The organism is Variovorax sp. J2P1-31 (genome assembly GCF_030317215.1).
Taxonomy (GTDB): domain Bacteria; phylum Pseudomonadota; class Gammaproteobacteria; order Burkholderiales; family Burkholderiaceae_C; genus Variovorax.
This window is the reverse complement of the sequence record NZ_JASZYA010000001.1, coordinates 1,408,774-1,428,186: the sequence shown is the minus strand read 5'-3', so window position 1 is coordinate 1,428,186 and position 19,413 is coordinate 1,408,774. Positions and strand designations below refer to the sequence as shown.

Sequence of the window (19,413 nt, the reverse complement as noted above, 5' to 3'; positions counted from 1 at the left end):
ATCGACTCCTTGGTTGAAAAATTGGGCAAAGCCTTCCCCGGAGGCGGCCCGAAGGCCGTCTCTGAAGCGGACGTTGCGTGGACTTATTTCGTGGTGTTCAGGTCACTGAACCTGCGGCCGCTGGCCACCAGTTCCTCGAGCAGCTTCGAGGGCTTGAACTGCGGCCCGTAGCGGGACTCGAACTCCTGCATCTTGGCCAGCACCTTGGGCAGGCCCACGGCGTCGCCGTAGGCCATCGGGCCGCCGCGGTAGACCGGCCAGCCGTAGCCGTTGACCCAGACCACGTCGATGTCCGAGGCGCGGATCGCGATGCCCTCTTCCAGGATCTTGGCGCCCTCGTTGACCATCGGGTAGATGCAGCGCTCGAGGATCTCCTCGTCGGAGATCTCGCGCGTGGCGATGCCCTTCTTCTGCGCGAAGGCACGGATCGCGCCCTCGACCAGCGTCGACGGCACGGCCGTGCGCTTCTCGTCGTAGTCGTAGAAGCCGGCGCCGGTCTTCTGGCCGCGCCGGTCCATCTCGCACAGCACCTCGCGCAGAGTCGAGCCCGAGGACTTCTCCTTGTTCCAGCCCAGGTCCAGGCCGGCCAGGTCGCTCATCGCGAACGGGCCCATCGGGAAGCCGAAGCCGTAGAGCACGCGGTCGACCGCCCAGGGCATCGCGCCTTCGAGGATCAGCTGGTTGGCCTCGCGCTGGCGCTGCGCCAGGATGCGGTTGCCGACGAAGCCCTGGCACACGCCCACCAGCACCGCGACCTTGCCGATCTTCTTCGCCAGCTGCATCGAGGTGGCGATCACGCTGTCGGAGGTCTTGTCGCCGCGCACCACTTCCAGCAGCTTCATCACGTTGGCCGGCGAGAAGAAGTGCAGGCCGATCACCGATTCGGGCCGCGCGGTGGCCGAGGCGATCTGGTTCAGGTCCAGTGCCGAGGTGTTCGACGCCAGGATCGCGCCGGGCTTGGCGATGCGGTCGAGCCGGCCGAAGATGTCCTTCTTCACCTCCATGTTCTCGAACACCGCCTCGATCACCAGGTCGCTCTGCGCCAGGTCTTCCAGCGCCAGCGAGCCGCTGACCAGCGCCATGCGCTGCTCGATCGCCTCCACCTTGAGCCGCCCCTTCTTGGCGGTGTTCTCGTAGTTGGTGCGGATGGTCTTCAGGCCGCGGTCCAGCGCCTCCTGCCGGGTCTCGACGATGTGGACCGGTATGCCCACGTTGAGGAAGTTCATCGCGATGCCCGCGCCCATGGTGCCGGCACCGATCACGCCCACCGTCCTGACCGGCAGGATCGCCGCGTCCTTCGCCAGTCCGGGCACCTGCCAGGCCTGGCGCGAGGCGAAGAAGTAGTGGCGCTGCGCCGCCGACTGCTCGCCCTTGAGCAGCTCGGCGAACAGCCGGCGCTCGAGCTGCAGGCCCTCTTCGAAAGGCAGGCGCACCGCGGCCTCGATGCACTGCACGATCTTTTCGGGCGCCTCGAAGCCGCGGAACTTCTTCGCGTTGGCCTGGCGGAAGGCGTCGAAGATCTCGGGGCGCGCACGCGCGGCCTCGACCTTCTCGTTCAGGTCGCGCACCTTGCGCAGCGGCCGCTTCTCGGCCACCACGCGCCGGGCCAGCGCGATGGCCGCGCCCTGCAGGTCGTCTTCCGGCGCGAGCTCGTCGATCAGCCCGCTCTGCAGCGCGTCGGCGGCCTTGACCATCGCACCCGAGGTGATCAGCTCCAGCGCCACCTCGGGCCCGACGATGCGCGGCAGCCGCTGCGTGCCGCCCGCGCCGGGCAGCAGGCCGATGTTCACTTCGGGCAGGCCCATGCGTGCACTGGGCACCGCGATGCGGTAGTGGCACACCAGCGCGGTCTCGAGCCCGCCGCCCAGCGCCGTGCCGTGGATCGCGGCCACCACCGGCTTGGGCGAATCCTCCAGCACGCGCAGCACCTCGGCCAGGCCCACGCCGGCCGGCGGCTTGCCGAACTCGGTGATGTCGGCGCCGGCGATGAAGGTGCTGCCGTCGCAGCGCAGCACGATCGCGCTCACCGCGGGGTCGGCGATCGCCGACTGCGCCGCGGTGTGGATGCCGTCGCGCACCGCCGCCGACAGCGCGTTGACGGGCGGGGAATCGAGCACGATCACACCGACGCCGTCGATGGTGGAGTAGCTCGTCACGTTGTTGATCTTCGCCATGGATGTCTCCTGTGGAATGCGGTGGCTCAATAGATCTCGAACAGCCCGGCCGCGCCCATGCCGCCGCCGACGCACATCGTCACCACGCCGTACTTGGCGCCGCGGCGCTTGCCCTCGATCAGCACATGGCCGGCCATGCGCGCGCCCGACATGCCGAAGGGATGGCCGATGGAGATCGAGCCGCCCGAGACGTTGAGCCGGTCGTTGGGGATGCCCAGCTTGTCGCGGCAATAGAGCACCTGGCAGGCGAAGGCCTCGTTGAGCTCCCAGATGCCGATGTCGTCGATCGACAGGCCATGCAGCTTGAGCAGCTTCGGGATCGCGAACACCGGCCCGATGCCCATCTCGTCGGGGTTGCAGCCGGCCACCGCCATGCCGCGGTAGGCGCCCAGCGGCGCCATGCCACGGCGCTCGGCTTCCTGGGCCTCCATCAGCACCATGGCCGAGGCGCCGTCGGACAGCTGCGAGGCATTGCCCGCGGTGATGAAGCGGCCCTGCTTGACCACCTGGCCGTCCTTGAACACCGGGTTGAGCTTCTGCAGGTCTTCCAGCGTGGTGCCGGGGCGGTTGCCTTCGTCGGCCGAAATGGTCATGGGCTTTTCCGACACCGCGCCGGAGACCTTGTCGGTGACCGTCATCACCGTCGACATGGGCGCGATCTCGGCGTCGAAGCGCTTCTCGCGCTGCGCCTGGGCGGTGCGGGCCTGCGACTCGACCGCATAGGCGTCCTGCTCCTCGCGCGAGATGCCGTAGCGCTCGGCCACGATCTCGGCCGTCTCGATCATCGCCATGTAGAGCTGCGGAATGTTGGCCTGCAGGTAGGGGTCGCGCGCCCGGTGCGTGTTCGGCTTGCCCGACTGCACCAGCGAGATCGACTCCAGGCCGCCGCCCACGGTCACCTGCATGCCGTCGACCACGATCTGCTTGGCGGCGGTGGCGATGCCCATCAGGCCCGAGGAGCACATGCGGTCGATGGTCATGCCCGCGACGGTCTGCGGCAGGCCCGCGCGCAGCAGGCTCTGGCGCGCGGTGTTGCCGCCGCTCGTGCCCTGCTGGGCCGCGCAGCCCATCACCACGTCCTCGATCAAGGCGGGGTCGATGTCGGCGCGCTGGACCGCATGCGAGATCGCATGGGCGCCGAGCTCCTGCGCCTGGGTGTTGTTGAACGCACCCCGAAAGGCCTTGCCGATGGGGGTACGGGCGGTCGAAACGATCACGGCTTCACGCATGTCTGGCTCCTGTCAATCAATGAATGAGAAAAAACGTCGATCAGAGAAATTCGGCGCAAGGCCTCCCCGGCGCCCGCGCGGGGCGCCCTGAAAAACCATCGCTGAGTGGAAAAAGGACGGGCTCTTCAGCCCGCCATGAAACGCTTAGGCTGGCTGGCGGGTGGTGTCCTTGGCGGTCGCGAGGAACTGCTGCAGGTTGTCCCGGATGGCCTTCTTGTTGTACTTGCCGACACTGGTCTTGGGGATCGCCGGCGTGATCGCCACCAGGCGCGGCAGCATCCACTTGGTGATCTTCCCGGTGTCGACGCCGTGCGTGACCAGGAAGTCCACCACGTCGTTCTCGGTCGCGTCCGAGCCCGGGCGCAGGCTCACCAGCGCCATCGGTACCTCACCCCAAACCGGGTCGGGCACGCCGACCACCGCCGCCTCGACCACGAAATCGGCCATGGCGATCAGGTTCTCGAGCAGCACCGTGGGCACCATCTCGGCGCCGCTGCGGATCACGTCCTTGAGCCGGTCGGCGATGATCACGAAGCCCTCCTCGTCGACCTTGGCCAGGTCGCCGGTGTGGAACCAGCCGTCGTACCAGACCTCGGCGGTGCGCTCGGGCGCCTTGTAGTATTCCTTCATCACCCAGGGGCCGCGGATCACGATCTCGCCCACGGTCTTGTTGTCCCACGGCACGGGCACGCCCTGGCCGTCGACCACCTCGACCTCGAGACCCAGCGACGGCAGGCCGGTCTTGACCATCACCTCGTCGATCGCCTCCTTGGGCCACTGCACCATGTGCTTCTTGACGAAGGCGCCGATCGACACCGGCGCGGTCTCGGTCATGCCGTAGCCCGAGCCGGCGCGGAAATGCGGGATCGCCTTCTCGAGCTTGGTCTTCAGGCCCAGCGGCAGCGCGCCGCCGCCCACGCCCACGTTGACCAGGCTGCTCAGGTCGTACTTGTCGAAGTCCTTGAACTCCAGCAGCATGGCCGCGATGGTCGGCACGATGCCCACCGAGGTGACCTTCTCGCGGTCGACCAGCTCGCAGAAGCCGCGCACGGTGAAGGTGCCGGGCAGCACCACCTTCTGCGCGCTGAACACCGTGGTGAAGGGCGCGCCCCAGCCGTGGATGTGGAACAGCGGCGTGTTGAGCATGGGCACCGCGTTCTCGCCCAGGCGCTCGACCGCGACGAAGCCCGGCGTGTTGACGATGCTCTGGCGCGCCATGCCGTGCAGCGTCATCAGGTAGAGCTGGCGGTGGGTGAAGTTCGCGCCCTTGGGCTGGCCGGTGGTGCCGGTCGTGTAGCACAGCGTGGCGACGGTGTCCTCGGCCAGGTAGGGCCAGTCGAAAGTCTTGGCCTCGCCCGCGATCAGCGTCTCGTACTCGATCAGGTTGGGCAGCTTTGTCTCGGGCAGGCCGGGCTTGTCCGACATGTAGACGAAGACCTTCACCGTGTCCTTGATGCGCTCGTAGATGTTCTCCAGCAACGGCAGCACCACGTCGTCGACGAAGATCACCGTGTCCTGCGCGTGGTTGATCGTGTAGACGATGTGGTCCTCGGACAGCCGGATGTTGATCGGGTGCAGCGTGGCACCGATGCAGGGCACGGCGTAGTAGAGCTCGAGGTGGCGGTGGGTGTTGTAGGCCATGGTGCCCACGCGGTCGCCCAGCGCGCCGGGCGTGCCCGGCTGGATCTGGAGCCGGCCCTGCAGCGCATGCGCCAGCTGGCACACGCGCTCGTACCAGGCGCGCCAGGTGAAGCGCTGGTAGTCGCCCGTCACGTGGTTGCGGTACACCACGCCGATCTGGTCGGGGTAGTAGCGCACCGGGCGCTTCATGAAGGTGGTCAGCAGCAGCGGGTAATTGGTGCTGAACTCGGGGAAGGTCTGGGCAGGCATGGGGTCTCCGTTGGGGGTGTTCACGCGTACAGGTGGCAGGCCACGGCATGGCCGCCGCCGTGCTCGCTCATGGCCGGGTCCTGCGTCTTGCACTTGTCCATCGCGGCCGGGCAGCGGGTGTGGAAGCGGCAGCCCGAGGGGATGCGCAGCGGACTCGGGATCTCGCCCTTGAGCACGATGCGCTCCTTGTCGCGCTCGGCGTCCACGTCGGCCACCGGCACCGCCGACAGCAGGGCCTGGGTGTAGGGATGCTTGGGCGCCTTGTAGAGGTCGTCGCGCGAGGCGATCTCGACCACGCGGCCCAGGTACATCACGGCGATGCGGTCGCTGATGTGGCGCACCACCGCCAGGTCGTGGGCAATGAAGACGTAGGTCAGGCCCAGGCGCTTCTGCAGGCTCTTGAAGATGTTGCTCACCTGGGCCTGGATCGACACGTCGAGCGCCGACACCGGCTCGTCGCAGACGATCAGGCTGGGCTCGAGCGCCAGCGCGCGCGCGATGCCGATGCGCTGGCGCTGCCCGCCCGAGAACTCGTGCGCGTAGCGGTCGGCCATGTCCGGCAGCAGCCCGACCATGCGCAGCAGCTCGGCGATGCGCTGGTCGTACTTCTCGCGGTCCTTGTCCAGGCCGTGCACCTCGAGCGGTTCGCCGATGATGTCGCGCACCTTCATGCGCGGGTTGAGCGAACCGTAGGGGTCCTGGTAGACCATCTGCACGCGGCGGCGGAACTGCTTGACCTGGTCGCGCGTGAAGCTGGTCACGTCCTGCCCCTCGAACAGGATGCGGCCGCTGGTGGTGGCGAGCATGTGCATCAGCGCCAGCCCGGTGGTGGACTTGCCGCAGCCGCTCTCGCCCACCACACCCAGGGTCTCGCCGCGCTTGACCGAGAACGACACGCCGTCCACGGCCTTGACCGTGGCGACCTGCTTCTTGAACACCACGCCCTTCATCACGGGAAAGTGGATCTGCAGGTTTTCGACTTTCAGGATGTCTTCCATAACGCCTTCTTCGGATGGGTTGGAACCGGGACCAGCTGCCTCAGGTGTTGAAGCAGGCCTTGAGATGGGATTCGCCGACGGCCGTCAGCGGCGGGCGCGACGCGGCGCATTCGGCCGTGGCCTGCCGGCAGCGCGGGCCGAAGGCGCAGCCCGCGGGCAGTGCCGACAGGTCGGGCGGCATGCCCTCGATGGCCTGCAGCGGCTGGTCGGTGTCGCTGTCGATGCGCGGGATCGAGGCCAGGAGGCCGCGGGTGTAGGGATGGGTCGGCCGGTTGAAGATCTCGCGCGCCGGGCCCTGCTCCACGATGCGCCCGCCGTACATCACGGCCACCCGGTCGGCGTAGCGCGCGACCACGCCCATGTCGTGGGTGATCAGGATCATCGAGGTCTGGGCCTTGCGCGTGAGCTGCTTGAGCAGGTCGAGGATCTGGGCCTGCACCGTCACGTCGAGCGCTGTGGTCGGCTCGTCCGCGATGATCAGCCGCGGGTCGCAGGCCAGCGCCATCGCGATCATGGCGCGCTGGCGCATGCCGCCCGAGAATTGGTGCGGGTAGGCCGACAGCCGGTTCTGCGCATCGGGGATCTGCACCATGCCCAGCAGGTCGCGGGCGTTGCGATAGGCCTCGGCCCAGGAGGCGTTGCGGTGCAGGTTGATCGGCTCGGCGATCTGCTTGCCGATGGTGATCGACGGGTTCAGCGAGGACATCGAGTCCTGGAAGATCATCGCGATGCGGTTGCCGCGCACCGCGCGCATCTCCTCGTCGCTGAGCTTGAGCAGGTCCTGGCCGTCGAACAGGATCTCGCCGCGCTCGATGCGCCCCGGCGGCGAGGCGATCAGGCGCAGGATGGACATCGCGGTCACGCTCTTGCCCGAGCCCGACTCGCCGACGATGGCCAGCGTCTCGCCGGCGTTCACGTCGAACGAGACGCCGTCGACCGCGGTGACCATGCCGCGTTCGGTCCTGAAGCGGGTGGTGAGGTTTCTGACCTGCAGAACGGGAGTGGCCATGGTGGCTTCCTTTATCGATCGGGGGGCTGGCGCGGCGCCGGCGGCGCTGCGGTCGGGGCTCGTGCGGATCAGAAACCCATCTTCTTCTTCATGTCCTGGTCGATCCAGACCCGGGCATGGATCGGCGCGTTGCGGCCGGCGCCGACGAAGAGCTCGCCGCCGTAGTTGCGCACCCAGGGCCACCAGGCGGTGTAGCGGTAGGGCGCGGGCATCCAGATGGCCGGCGCCTGCTCGAGGATGAAGGCCGTGCTCTCGCGCAGGATCTGCTGGCGCTTGGCCTCGTCGCGCTCGCCCAGCGCCTCGACCACGCGGGCGTCGAACTTGGGGTCGTCCCACATCGGCGCGTTGTAGACCTGGCCCTTGCCGTAGTTGATGCGCAGCGAGGTGGTCGGGTTGACGTCGGGGATGGTGGTCAGGTAGCCCGCGCCGTTGGTGTGGCTGGTCATGGCCGACAGGTGCGCGCCGTATTCCATCGGCACGATCTCCATCTTCACGCCCACCATCTCGAGGTAGGCCGCGACCAGCGGCATCAGCTCCATCTGCTCGGTGTTGCAGGTGCAGATCTGCATCTTGAAGGCGAAGCCCTTGGGGTAGCCGGCCTCGGCCAGCAGCTTCTTGGCCTTGGCCGGGTCGTACTTGAACAGCTCCTGCACCGCGGGCGGCATGTCCTTGAGCGGCGTGTGGTAGCCCACGTATTCGGGATGCATGGGGAACACGAACATCTCGGCCTCGCCGCCGTAGAACTTGTCGATCACCTCCTGCTTGTTGACCGCCATGTTGAGCGCGCGGCGCACCCGCACGTCGGTGAAGGGCTTGGTGTCGACGCGCAGCGCGACGCGCGCGGCCGAGGTGCTGAGCCAGCGGTTCCACTTGACCTGCGGCGCGGTCTTCTTGAGTTCCTTGGCGGCCTCGGAGGAGATCGAGGACAGGATGTCGAGCTTGCCGGTGCGCAGCGCGGCCTGCTGCGTGGCCTCGTCCTTGATCACGCGGTGGACCAGCTTGTCGACGAAGGGCAGCTTGTACGCGGTGCCGTTGATGGTTTCCTGGTCCCAGTACACCGGGTTCTTGACGAAGGTCAGCGAGTTGCCCTGCGCCACGTTGCCGAGCATGAAGGGGCCGGTGCCGTTGACGTTCTTCCAGTTGCCCGGGCCGGCATCGACCACTTCCTTGGGCACGATGCCGGAGAAGAAACCGTTGCCGAAGCGGTAGTCCCAGTCGGCCAGGAACTTGTTGAAGGTGAAGACCACCGTGCCCTTGTCCTTGGCGCTGACCTTGTCGATGTGGTCGTAGTAGCCCTGGGTTTTCTTCGCGCTGGTGTTCATGCGGTTGAAGCTGAACACCACGTCTTCGGCGGTGAGCTCGCGCTCGGGCATCACGCCGGCCTTGGCCGGGAACTTCACGCCCTTGCGCAGCTTGATCTCCAGCACCAGCGGCGTGACCCATTCCCAGCTCTCGGCGAGTTCGCCGCGGATCGCGTCGCTGGGCTGCCAGCCGCTGATGGTGAAGGGGTACTTGCCGCCGCGGCTCTTGGCCTTGCCCAGGTCGACCGAGAACAGTTGCTCGTAGAACTGGCCGGTGTCGCGGGTCTGCAGCGTGGCCTGCCAGTCGGCCAGGTCCCACGACAGGGTGGTGACGCCGGTGCTGGTGGTGGCCACGTCGAGCGTGCCGCCGTACTTGGGCGTGTCGGCCTGCGCCATCGCCTGGCCCGCCACCGTGGCCAACGCCATGCCCGTGAGGCCTGCGAGCAAAGTCCTGATCATCTTCATTGCCTGTGTCTCCTTCTGTTTTTGGGGGTGGGGTGCGGGGGCTCAGCGCGAGCCGCGCATCCGCGGATCGAGCATGTCGCGCAGCGCATCGCCGAACACGTTGATCGCGTAGACGACCAGGGTCAGGCACAGGCCGGGTGCCAGCGCGAGCCAGGGCCCCTGCAGCATGTAGGTGCGGCCGTTGCCCGAGAGCATCCCGCCCCAGGTCGGGTACGGCGGCGGCACGCCCAGGCCCAGGAAGGACAGGCCCGACTCGGCCAGGATGGCCGTGCCCACGCTGGAGGTGAACAGCACGATCAGCGGCGCGATCACGTTGGGCAGCACATGGCGCCAGAGAATGCGCGGGGCCGAGGCGCCGATGGACTTGGCGGCGTGGATGTACATGTCCTCCCGCACCGAGACCACCGCGCTGCGCACGATGCGCGAGCCGCCGATGCCGATCAGCAGCCCCAGCGTGACGATGATCTGCGTGATGCCCGAACCGAACACCGAGGCCACCACGATCAGCACGATCAGGCCGGGGAAGCTCATCCAGGCGTCGACGAAGCGCTGCATCACCATGTCGACCTTGCCGCCGAAGTAGCCCGAGACGATGCCGATGGCCGCCGAGATGAAGGTGGAGATGGCCGCCACCGTCAGCCCGATGACCACCGAGATCTGCGCGCCGTAGATGCAGCGCGACAGCAGGTCGCGCCCCAGGTTGTCGGTGCCGAAGGGATGGCCCCACGACGGCGCCTGCAGCCGCGCGCCCATGTCCACCTCGTTCATGCCGTAGGGCGCGAGCAGGTCGGCGAACAGGCCGAAGAACAGGAACACCAGCGCGATCACCGCACCGGCCGCGCCCAGGCGCTTCTCGCGGAACAGCTTGCGCACGAACCAGCCCAGTTGGCTCTTCCTCGCGTTCGCCGGGCGGCCGGCGGGCGCCGGCTTCACGGCGGGGGTGACCGGAGCGACCGTCGCGGCGGGATGGGCTTGCATCTTGGCTTCCATTAGCGCTGCCTCACTTTGGGGTCGATCAGGCCGTAGCTCAGGTCGACCAGCAGGTTGATCAACATCACGGTCAGGCCGACCACGAAGAACACGCCGGTGACGACCGGGTAGTCGCGCTGGTTGACGGCGTCGAGCAGCAGCATCCCCATGCCGGGCAGCACGAAGATCTGCTCGAGGATCACGGCGCCGCCGATCAGGATCGGCGCCTGGCTGCCGATCAGGGTGATGACCGGGATCAGGCCGTTGCGCACCGCATGGCGCGTGAGGATCAGCGTTTCCTTGAGGCCCTTGGCGCGCGCCGTGCGGATGTAGTCCTGGCGCAGCACCTCGAGCATCATGGTGCGCGTCATGCGCATGGTGATGGCCGACAGCGACAAGCCCAGGATCACGGCCGGGATGAGCATCTGCTTGAGGTTCTGCAGCGGGTCCTCGCGAAAGGGCATGAAGTGGATCTCGGGCGACCAGCCCCACCAGATCGAGGGGAAGACCGTGACCATGGTGCCGACCCAGAAGCTGGGCACCGCCAGCATCAGCAGCGAGAAGGAGCGCGCGATGTAGTCGCCCGCGGCGTCCTGCTTCACCGCCGAGTACACGCCCACCGGGATCGCCACGCTCAGCGCGATGACCATGGCCAGCAGGCCCAGCTCGAAGGTCACGGGTAGGCGCGTCGCGATCATGCTCAGCACCGAATCGCCCTGCCACAGCGAGTGGCCGAGGTCGCCGCGCAGGGCCAGGTCGCCGATCCAGATGCCGTACTGCTTCCACATGGGCTTGTCCAGGCCCAGGGTCTCGAGCAGCTGCTCGCGGGTCAGGTTGTTCGAGCCGGCATCGTTCTGGCTCAGCATCAGGTCGACCACGTCGCCCGGCACCATGCGGACGATCACGAACACGATCACGCTGGCGATGAACAGCGTGGGCAGCAGGGCCAGGAGGCGGCGCAGGATGTAGGTCTGCATCGCCTCACCTGCCGCCGGTTCGGGGACGGGAGGAAGAAGGCGTGGCCGGCACGCCGTCGTCCGGGCGCCGTCGTCTCGCTGCAAGGGGCCGTTCACCGGCCCACGTCGATTCAGTGCTCACCATTTGTCTCCTGTACTTCTTTCGAACCACCGGCGAAACGCGTCACCCATCGCCGGCTGCTGCCCCATCGCGGGCCCCTTGGGAGGGAACGTACCGAGAAAGCCAATCTGCGGAGCCGAAGGGCGGGGGCCGATCCGGCTGCATGGGCAAGCTCGATGAAAGAATCATACCGAGACCACTAAATCGGTCAAATCAATCACGCCTCATTGCCGGATTTCCAGGGTATCCCCCTAGAAATCAGGCACTTCTTGCAGCGCAGCAATGCGCCAGAAAGGCGTTGTTGATGTCGATTCGAAGAAAAAAATACACACCACTATTCCCAAAATCATGAATTCGAAGTCATGAGGCGCCCTGAATGTTCGATCTCTACATCACACGAAATGGCCTTCTACATTGGAAACTTTCGTCATTCACGTCGGGCCAAGCACTGTTCCGGACGCCGTGCTAGCATCTCCGCCACCATACCGAACAAACAAATTTACGTACCCATCAAACTTCTCCGTTCCGGAAACAGGCACAAAGAGAAGCGATGCGCGGTAAGTGCTTGTTTGCGAATGGTTTTTGTCGATCGGGCCGCCCCTCAGCCACCAGGAACATACCGACATCATGATTTCCGCATCACTTTCGATGGCGATCGACATGGACGGCGCAGCGCCCAGGCGTGACGCGCGCCCCGCCCGGGATCCCGGCCCGGTGCAGCCGACCGCGTTCCTCCCGCACGGACGCATCCGCCTGGCCCTGCACCCGCTGCGCCCCGCCACGCAGCCCGGCGCCCATCCCCTGCTGCTGCTGCACGGCCTGGGCGAGTCCCATGCCGTCCACCCCGCCGCCGCCCACGAGGGCTGGCCCGGCGCCGTCCACGCCCTCGACTTCACCGGCCACGGCCACTCCTCCATCCCCTCCGGCGGCGGCTACAGCTGCGAGGTCCTCATGGGCGACGTCGACATCGCCCTCGCACACCTCGGCCCCGCCACCGTCTGCGGCCGCGGCCTCGGCGCCTACATCGCACTGCTCATCGCCGGCGCCCGACCCGCGCTCGTGCGCGGCGCCATCCTGCTCGACGGCCCCGGCATGGCCGGCACATGCAGCGCCTCCACCCCCTACATCCCGCTGGTCGACACCGCCCAGCCCGCTCCGCCCGACCCCTTCGCCATCGCCGAGCTCGCCACCGATGCGCGGCCGCCCGAGTACGCCGCGCACTTCGCGCGGCTCGCCGCGCAGCATTCCGCCCTTCCCCACCCCATCGCCGTCTGCACCCGCGAGCGGCCGCCATGGTTGCGGGCGGTCGTCGACCTGCTGGCCTGCCCCCCCATGACACCCGCCGATGCCATGCACACCTTCGCCGCCACCGCCCCATGAACAAGCCCGACACCCCCAGCGCCGCGGCGACGATCGACGGCTCCGCCAGCGACGAGGCGCTCTACAACGAACAGGTGATGCGCGACCTGCCGCGCAACTTCGCGGCCAACCTGGCGCACGGCATGCTCGGCATGACGGGCTTCCGGCTCATGAGCGCCCCCACTTTCGTGCCCGCCTACATCTACATGCTCTCGGGCTCCAAGGTCGCGGTCGGCCTGGCGCTGGGGGCGCAGTTCATCGGCATGGCGCTGTCCTCGATCTGGGGCGCCACGCTGATCGAGCACCGCAACCACGTGATGCGGGTGGTGTACTCGGTCGGCTGGCTCATGCGGCTGCAGATCCTGGGCCTCGCGCTCAGCGCCTTCCTGCTGTCGGGCTCCTGGGCTCTGGGCACCGCCTGCATCTTCCTGGCGCTGTTCGGCTTCTTCGGCGGCATGCAGGGCGTGACCTTCAGCGTGCTGATGTCCAAGGTGATCCCGGTCAACCAGCGCGGGCGACTCACGGGCATGCGCAACTTCCTCGGCGGGCTCACGGCCTCGGGCGTGGCCTACCTGGGCGGCGAGTACCTCGTGGGCTCCAATGCCTTCGGCAGCGGCTACGGCTCGACCTTCATGCTGGCCTTCGTGCTCACCAGCGTGGGCATCAGCGCCCTGACCTTCGTGCGCGAGCCCAAGTCGCTGTCGGTGCGGGCCGCGCCGTCGAGCCTGCGGCAGCGGCTGACCGAGGTGCCCGCGCTGCTGCGGGCCGACCCGCACTACCGGCGCTTCTTCTTCGCCCGCGCGCTGGCCGCGCTCGGCACCTCGGCCGTGCCCTTCTACATCCTGCACGTGGGCAACTTCGTGAGCCTGTCGGGTGCGGCGCTGGGCTACTTTTCGCTGGCCTTCCTGCTCTCGCAGACGATCAGCAACCTGCTGTGGGGCAAGATCGCCGACCGCCGCGGCTACCGGCTGGTCTTCATGCTGAGCGTGGGCGTGTGGTCGGGCGCGACGCTGCTGCTGATCCTGGGCGCCACCATGCCGGCCTTCATCCTGGCCTTCTGCGGCCTGGGCGCGGGCTTCGGCGGCTACCAGGTGGCGTCGCAGAACTTCGTGCTGGAGTTCGGCAAGGCGCACGAGCTGCCCATGCTGATCGCGGTGTCCGACACCGCCTCGCACCTGATGATGGCCTTCGGACCGCTGCTCGGCGGCCTGATCGCCACCCAGCTGGGCTACGCGCCGATCTTCTGGATGGCGCTGTGCTTCAAGACGCTCGCCGTGGTCATGGTCTCGCGCATCGAGGAGCCGCGCTACCGGCTGCGGCGCGAGCGCGAGCTGCAGGCCCGCTGAGCGCGCCCCGCCCCGTCGCCGCGGCCGCGTACGGACTTCAGTCGCGCGGCATCCCGTCGCTGCCGCTGCCGCACAACACGACCGCGATCCTTTCGTCGTCCCGCCGGGCAAAGCAGCGCTCGGTCACGGCGGCCACGGCCGTGGCGGCCCCGAGCTCGATCGCGAGCCCGGCATGCCGCCATGCATCGCGCGCGGCGTTCTCGATCACCGATTCGTCGACCAGCACGATCTCGTCGACATAGCGTTCGATCAGGTCGAAGTTGAGCGGCTCGGTCGAGCGCGCGGCCAGGATCGGCACGATCGTCTTCACGTTCTCGAGCTTGACGATGCGGCCTTCGGCGCGGCAGGTGAACAGCGTCGGGCAGCCCGCCGCCTCCACGCCGATCACACGGATCGACGGCTTGCGCAGTTTCGCGGCCTGCGCGATGCCGGCCAGCAGGCCACCCCCGCCGATCGCCACCACCAGGGTCTCCACCTCGGGCCATTCGTCGATGATCTCGAGCGCGGTCGTGCCCTGCCCGATCACAACGTCGCGGTCGGCATAGGGGTGCAGCAGCGCACCGCCGTGTTCGGCGACGTTGGCGCCGGCGGCGTCCCAGCTCTGGTCCCAGAAATCGCCGTGCACCGTGAGCCTGGCGCCGTGGCTCTGGATGCGGGCGCGCGTGATCGGCGTGCTGGTGTTCATCACGAACACATTGGCCGGCAGGCCCAGGGTCTTGCCCACGTAGGCCACGGCGGCGCCGAAGTTGCCGCCCGAGGCGGTCGCCAGGCCCTGGCGGCGCACGTCGTCGGGCAGGTTGAGGACCCGGTTGAAGGCGCCCCGTGCCTTGAAGGAACCGGTGACCTGCTGGCATTCGGCCTTGAACCGGACCTGGCTCGCATCGCCCGGCAGCCAGGGGTGTGCCGGCACCAGCGGCGTCTTGCGGATGAAGGGCGCCACGCGGACATGGGCGGCGAGGTAGTCCTCGAGGACGATGGGCAAGGCTTCGGCGCTCATGCGGCCGCCTCGGCATCGTCCTCGACCAGCACGCAGAGGCTGTTGCCCTGTCGCGTGATGCCGAAGGTGCGCTGCGAGTAGACGCTGCCGCTGGCGGCGAAGCGCAACGCGCGTGGCGTCAGCGAGGGCTCGGTCAGCGAATGCAGGTAGCCCGCGACATCGCCCGCGGCCACCGTGTCGCCCAGGCCGTGCAGCGGCTCGAAGTACCCGTCGCCGGGCGACAGCAGGTTGCCGCCGCGCGCAACGATGCGCACGCGCCGGCTCGAAGGGGGCTCGGCCTGCAGGGCGGCCGGCACGACGCCCAGCCGCGCCAGCACGCGCGCCAGGCATTCGCGCGTGCGCTTCACGCCCTGCGGCGAGACGCTGCCGTTCTCCCCCATCTCGGCGGCGATGGCCGCCAGGCCCAGATGGGCCGCCGCGCCGCAACTGGTACGCGGATCGCCCATGTTGTCGGTGATGACCGTGAGCTTGGCGCCGAACCAGCGCGCCATGTCTTCGGCGCGCGCACGCACGGCCGGGTCGAGCGTCGGCGTGACCACGACCTGGGCGCTTTCGTCGATGAACAGCGAACTGCCGCCCGCATGCAGGTCGACATAGGCGTCGCACAGCGGAAAGAGGGTGTCGTGGATGAAGGCGGCGATCTGCTCGGTCGGTGTGCCGTACGGATCGCCTGGGAACACGCGTGCCAGGTTCTTCCCGTCCAGCGGGCTCACGCGCGAGGCCGCGCGCAGCGCCGGCGCGTTGGCCGCGGGCATCAGGATCAGCCGGCCCTTGACCTGCGAAGGCTCGAGGGCACGGATCAGTTCGTTGATGACGATCGGGCCTTCGTATTCGTCGCCGTGGATGGCGCCGGTCACGAGCACGGTCGGGCCCTCGCCGTTCCCGATGACCGCCAGCGGAAGCGCCACCGCGCCCCAGGCATCGGCATGCCCCGAATGCGGCAGCCATGCATGGCCGACCTGCTTGCCGGGCCGTGCCCAGTCGATGTCCGTGAAAACGGTGGTTCCGCGCTCGCTCACTGGTCGCTCCTTACTTGACTTCTTTTTGCTCGTCCTTGAACCACTTCAGGCGCAAGGCGGCAAGGCTGCCGTCGGCCGTCTTGGCATCGACGATCTTGTTCATCTCGGCTAGCAGCGCGGTCTCGCTCGGCTGCACCGCCATGTACGCCGGGCTGATGCGCAGCAGCGTCTTCATCTCGATGCCCTTGGCCGGGTTCTCGTCGGCGACCTTCTGCGCGATGAAGTTGTTCTCGGCGAACAGCGGTGCCTGGCCGGACAGGAAGGCCGAGATGGTCGAGGCCGTGTCCTCCAGCCGGATCAGCTTGGCGCCGGGGGCCATCTCGCTGAGCGACAGGTCGGGTGTCGAGCCCTTGGGCACCGCGATGCTCTGGCCGGCCAGGTCGGCGGGCTTGGCGACCTTCGCGATGCCCTTCCCGCCGTAGACGCCGAGGTACACCGCCGCATAGGGCTTGGAGAACGCGACCTGCTTGGCGCGTTCCGGCGAACTGCCGAGCGCGGCGATCACCACGTCGACCTTGTTCGAGAGCAGGTAGGGAATGCGGTTGGCGCCGGTCACCTGCTGCAGGTCGAGCTTGACGCCCATCGCCTTGGCCACGTTCTCCGCCAGCTCGACGTCGAGCCCGGTGGGCTTCCCGGCGGCATCGGTGAAGCCCCACGGCGCCGCATCGATGGTGGTCGCGATGCGGATCACGCCCTTGGACTTGATGTCGGCGAGCTTGTCCGCGTGCGCGAACAACGGCGCGGCGCACAGCAGCGCGGCAGCGATCAGGGATGCAGGTTTGGACATGGGAAGGCTCCTGGAAGTGAACGGAATGGGAAGGGACGGAAGGCGGTCAGACGACCGACTGGACGAACTGCTGGAACTCGGGGGTCTGCGGCGCGCCGAACATGCGCTCGGGCGTGCCGCGCTCCCAGATGCGGCCCTGGTTCATGAAGAGCACCTCGGAAGCGACGCGGCGCGCGAACGCCATCTCGTGCGTCACCACCATCATGGTCATGCCCTCGCGCGCGAGGTCTTCCATGACGCGCAGCACCTCGCCCACGAGCTCGGGGTCGAGCGCCGAGGTGGCCTCGTCGAACAGCATGAGCTGCGGCGACATCGCCAGGGCACGCGCGATCGCCACCCGCTGCTGCTGGCCGCCCGACAGCTGCGACGGCATGGCATCGAGCTTCTGGCCCAGCCCGACGCGCTCCAGCATCTGCCGGGCGAGCGTGGGGGCTTCGTCGCGCGTGATCTTCTTCGTGAGCACCGGCGCCAGCGTGACGTTCGCCGACGCCGACAGGTGCGGGAACAGGTTGAAGCTCTGGAACACCATGCCAACGCGTTGGCGCAGCAGCGCCAGGTCGGTCGATGGCGCATGCACATCGACACCATCGACCACGATGCGGCCGGAACCGATGGTCTCCAGCCCGTTCACGCAGCGCAGCAGCGTGCTCTTGCCGGACCCGCTGCGGCCCACGAGCGCCACGATGTCGCCCTTCGCGACCTCCGTCGAGACGCCACGCAGCACATGGTTGTCACCGAAGTGCTTTTCGACCGATTCAATGCGCACGAGTGACATGCATGCGTCCTTCCAGGGAGAGTGCCAGGCGAGCCAGCGGATAGCAGATGGCGAAGTAGCACAGGGCCACGCCGCAGAAGACCGGCAGATGCGCGAGCGTCGAGCCGGCGACGATCTGTCCCGAACGGGTCAGCTCGACCAGCCCGACCAGCGCCGCCAGCGAGGTGTTCTTGATGAGCTGCACCAGGTAGCTCACAGTCGGTGCGAGCGCGACACGGGCGGCCTGGGGCCACACCACATGGCGCATCACATGCCAGCGCCGCAGGCCGACGCAGGCCGCGGCCTCCCACTGCCCCTTGGACACCGACTCGACGCTGCCGCGCCAGATCTCGCCCAGAAAGGCCCCCGCCGATAGTGAGAAGGCAATGGTGGCCGCGGTGAAGGCATCGATCTGGATGCCCATGAGCATCGGCACGCCGAAGTACAGCAGGAACAGCACGCCCAGCAGCGGCGTCCCCTGCACCAGCTCCACGTAGATGCGCGCGACCACCCGCAGCCAGGCATGGCGCGAGGTGCGCGCGACGGCGATGCCGAGCGCGATCACGCTGCCGATCACCAGCGCGGTCAGTGCCAGGGCCACGGTCCAGCGGATCGCGCCGAGAATCAGCCACAGGTCGGCGATGGAGAGACTCCGCATCTCAGAACTCCTTCGGAAAGAGGCGACGCTGCACGAAGCCCAGCACGATGCGCAGGGCCTGCACCGCCACGAAATACATCGCGCAGATCACCAGGTAGACCTCGAAGCTGCGGAAGGTGCGCGAATCGATGAAGCTGCCCGCATGGAAGATGTCCTCGACCCCTATCTGCGAGATCAGGCTGGTGCCGATCAGGGTCAGCACCATCTGGCTCGCCAGCGACGGGAAGACGTTGCGCAGCGCCGGTACGAACAGCACGTGCACCAGCACCTGCCGACGGCGCAGGCCGAGCGCCGCCCCCGCCTCGGACAGGCCGTTCGGCACCGACAGCAGGCCCGAGCGGAACACCTCGACCATGTAGGCGCCGCAATAGAGCGCGAGCGAGATCACGCCCGCCACCGGCGCATCGAGCCGCAGCCCGAGGTTCGGCAGGCCGAAGTAGATGAGGAACAGCTGGACCAGCGCCGGCGTGTTGCGGAAGAACTCCACGTAGACGCGCGTGGCGCCGCGCAGCGGCTTGCTGCCGTAGATCAGCACCAGTGCGCCCACCACCCCGATCGCCATGCCGAGCACGATGCTCGATGCGGCATACGCGAGCGTATGGGCCATGCCCTCGATCAGCTGTCCGGTGTACGGCGCAAGCGCCTCGAACTGGAACTGGTAGGCCATGCGTCAGTCCACTTCCAGGATGGCTTCGACCTCGACGGTCTGGTTGCCGGGCAAGGAGCCCGCGCCGATCGCCGACCGCGCGCCGCGGCCGATGGTCTCGCCGAACACCGCGACGAACAGGTCGGAGCAACCGTTGATGACCTTCGGATGCTGCGCAAAACCCGGTGCCGCGTTGACGAAGGCCAGCAGCTTGACCACGCTGCGCACCCGGCGGAGTTCGCCGAGCGCCTCCTTCGCGACGGCCAGCAGGTTGAGGCCGGTGAGCCGGGCGTGCAGGTAGGCGGCTTCGATCTCGACCTCTTCGCCGACGCGGCCGACATGCAGGTGCCCATCCGCCTCCAGCGGCCCCTGCCCCGACAGATAGAGCAGCGGGCCGACGCGCCGCCAGGCCACGAAATTGGCCACCGGCTCGGGGGCCGACGGCAAGGCCAGGCCCAGGCCGGCGAGCCGCATCTCGGGTGTCGGGTCGGTCGCGGTGTTCGAATCCAGTGCCATGAATGGTGGAGTTGGGGAGCTCGCGCCACCCAAGGTGGTGCAGCCGCCGTGTTATCTGGGAAAATCGCAGCGTTCACTGCAATTGGTTAACCAATTCTGGTGCATGCTCCTTGCGAGATCCCGCAGGAAGCTGTTTTTATTCTAGGATTGCAGTTCATCATTGGTCAACCATTTTGGCGAAATATAAAACCATAGCCCCCGGGCTTCCGTCAAACACCG

General features: G+C 67.8%; 17 protein-coding genes. 2 read left to right on the top strand and 15 right to left on the bottom strand.

Annotated elements, in window-relative coordinates:
* Window positions 1-83: 83 nt before the first annotated feature.
* From QTI20_RS06570 to QTI20_RS06535, 8 genes are all read right to left on the bottom strand, one after another.
* Window positions 84-2,174: a 3-hydroxyacyl-CoA dehydrogenase NAD-binding domain-containing protein gene (locus QTI20_RS06570; RefSeq protein ID WP_286549107.1), complete on the bottom strand. Its 2,091-nt coding sequence runs from the start codon at window positions 2,172-2,174 to the stop codon at window positions 84-86.
* A 26-nt stretch (window positions 2,175-2,200) separates the two neighbouring features.
* On the bottom strand, window positions 2,201-3,403 hold the full coding sequence (locus QTI20_RS06565) for an acetyl-CoA C-acyltransferase (protein WP_286549109.1): 1,203 nt from the start codon (window positions 3,401-3,403) through the stop codon (window positions 2,201-2,203).
* A gap of 144 nt (window positions 3,404-3,547) precedes the next feature.
* Window positions 3,548-5,293, bottom strand: coding sequence for a long-chain-fatty-acid--CoA ligase (locus QTI20_RS06560; protein WP_286549110.1), 1,746 nt, complete (start codon window positions 5,291-5,293; stop codon window positions 3,548-3,550).
* Window positions 5,294-5,313: 20 nt separating this feature from the next.
* Window positions 5,314-6,291, bottom strand: a complete 978-nt coding sequence (locus QTI20_RS06555; RefSeq protein WP_286549112.1) for an ABC transporter ATP-binding protein — start codon at window positions 6,289-6,291, stop codon at window positions 5,314-5,316.
* 40 nt (window positions 6,292-6,331) lie between these two features.
* On the bottom strand, window positions 6,332-7,300 hold the full coding sequence (locus QTI20_RS06550; RefSeq protein WP_286549113.1) for an ABC transporter ATP-binding protein: 969 nt from the start codon (window positions 7,298-7,300) through the stop codon (window positions 6,332-6,334).
* A 68-nt stretch (window positions 7,301-7,368) separates the two neighbouring features.
* Window positions 7,369-9,066 carry an ABC transporter substrate-binding protein gene (locus QTI20_RS06545; RefSeq protein ID WP_286549115.1) on the bottom strand — a complete coding sequence of 566 codons (1,698 nt, stop codon included), beginning with the start codon at window positions 9,064-9,066 and terminating at the stop codon, window positions 7,369-7,371.
* Between the two features lie 42 nt (window positions 9,067-9,108).
* Window positions 9,109-10,044 (bottom strand): ABC transporter permease, encoded by a 936-nt coding sequence (locus QTI20_RS06540; RefSeq protein WP_286549117.1) that lies wholly within the window; start codon window positions 10,042-10,044, stop codon window positions 9,109-9,111.
* An 11-nt stretch (window positions 10,045-10,055) separates the two neighbouring features.
* Window positions 10,056-11,012: an ABC transporter permease gene (locus QTI20_RS06535; protein WP_286549118.1), complete on the bottom strand. Its 957-nt coding sequence runs from the start codon at window positions 11,010-11,012 to the stop codon at window positions 10,056-10,058.
* Between the two features lie 727 nt (window positions 11,013-11,739).
* Here QTI20_RS06535 and QTI20_RS06530 point away from each other — a divergent pair.
* On the top strand, window positions 11,740-12,492 hold the full coding sequence (locus QTI20_RS06530; protein ID WP_286549119.1) for an alpha/beta fold hydrolase: 753 nt from the start codon (window positions 11,740-11,742) through the stop codon (window positions 12,490-12,492).
* On the top strand, window positions 12,489-13,817 hold the full coding sequence (locus tag QTI20_RS06525; protein WP_286549124.1) for an MFS transporter: 1,329 nt from the start codon (window positions 12,489-12,491) through the stop codon (window positions 13,815-13,817). The genes QTI20_RS06530 and QTI20_RS06525 overlap by 4 nt, the downstream gene beginning before the upstream one ends.
* A 37-nt stretch (window positions 13,818-13,854) precedes the next feature.
* Here the strand turns inward: QTI20_RS06525 and QTI20_RS06520 are convergent, their stop codons facing one another.
* The 7 genes from QTI20_RS06520 to QTI20_RS06490 are packed head-to-tail and all read right to left on the bottom strand — an operon-like array spanning window position 13,855 to window position 19,194.
* Complete coding sequence (locus tag QTI20_RS06520) at window positions 13,855-14,814, bottom strand: threonine ammonia-lyase (protein ID WP_286549127.1); 960 nt, start codon at window positions 14,812-14,814, stop codon at window positions 13,855-13,857.
* Window positions 14,811-15,833, bottom strand: a complete 1,023-nt coding sequence (locus tag QTI20_RS06515) for a succinylglutamate desuccinylase/aspartoacylase family protein (protein ID WP_286549129.1) — start codon at window positions 15,831-15,833, stop codon at window positions 14,811-14,813. The genes QTI20_RS06520 and QTI20_RS06515 overlap by 4 nt, the downstream gene beginning before the upstream one ends.
* Before the next feature lie 10 nt (window positions 15,834-15,843).
* Window positions 15,844-16,620: a transporter substrate-binding domain-containing protein gene (locus tag QTI20_RS06510; protein WP_183025712.1), complete on the bottom strand. Its 777-nt coding sequence runs from the start codon at window positions 16,618-16,620 to the stop codon at window positions 15,844-15,846.
* A 46-nt stretch (window positions 16,621-16,666) separates the two neighbouring features.
* A complete protein-coding gene (locus tag QTI20_RS06505; RefSeq protein ID WP_286549132.1) occupies window positions 16,667-17,395 on the bottom strand; it encodes an amino acid ABC transporter ATP-binding protein in 729 nt (242 codons plus the stop codon).
* Complete coding sequence (locus QTI20_RS06500) at window positions 17,376-18,032, bottom strand: amino acid ABC transporter permease (RefSeq protein ID WP_286549133.1); 657 nt, start codon at window positions 18,030-18,032, stop codon at window positions 17,376-17,378. Before QTI20_RS06500 ends, QTI20_RS06505 begins: the two co-directional genes overlap by 20 nt.
* Window position 18,033: 1 nt before the next feature.
* Entirely contained in the window at window positions 18,034-18,699 is a 666-nt protein-coding gene (locus QTI20_RS06495; protein ID WP_183025709.1) for an amino acid ABC transporter permease, read from the bottom strand.
* A gap of 3 nt (window positions 18,700-18,702) precedes the next feature.
* On the bottom strand, window positions 18,703-19,194 hold the full coding sequence (locus QTI20_RS06490) for a RidA family protein (protein WP_286549136.1): 492 nt from the start codon (window positions 19,192-19,194) through the stop codon (window positions 18,703-18,705).
* Window positions 19,195-19,413 lie beyond the last annotated feature (219 nt).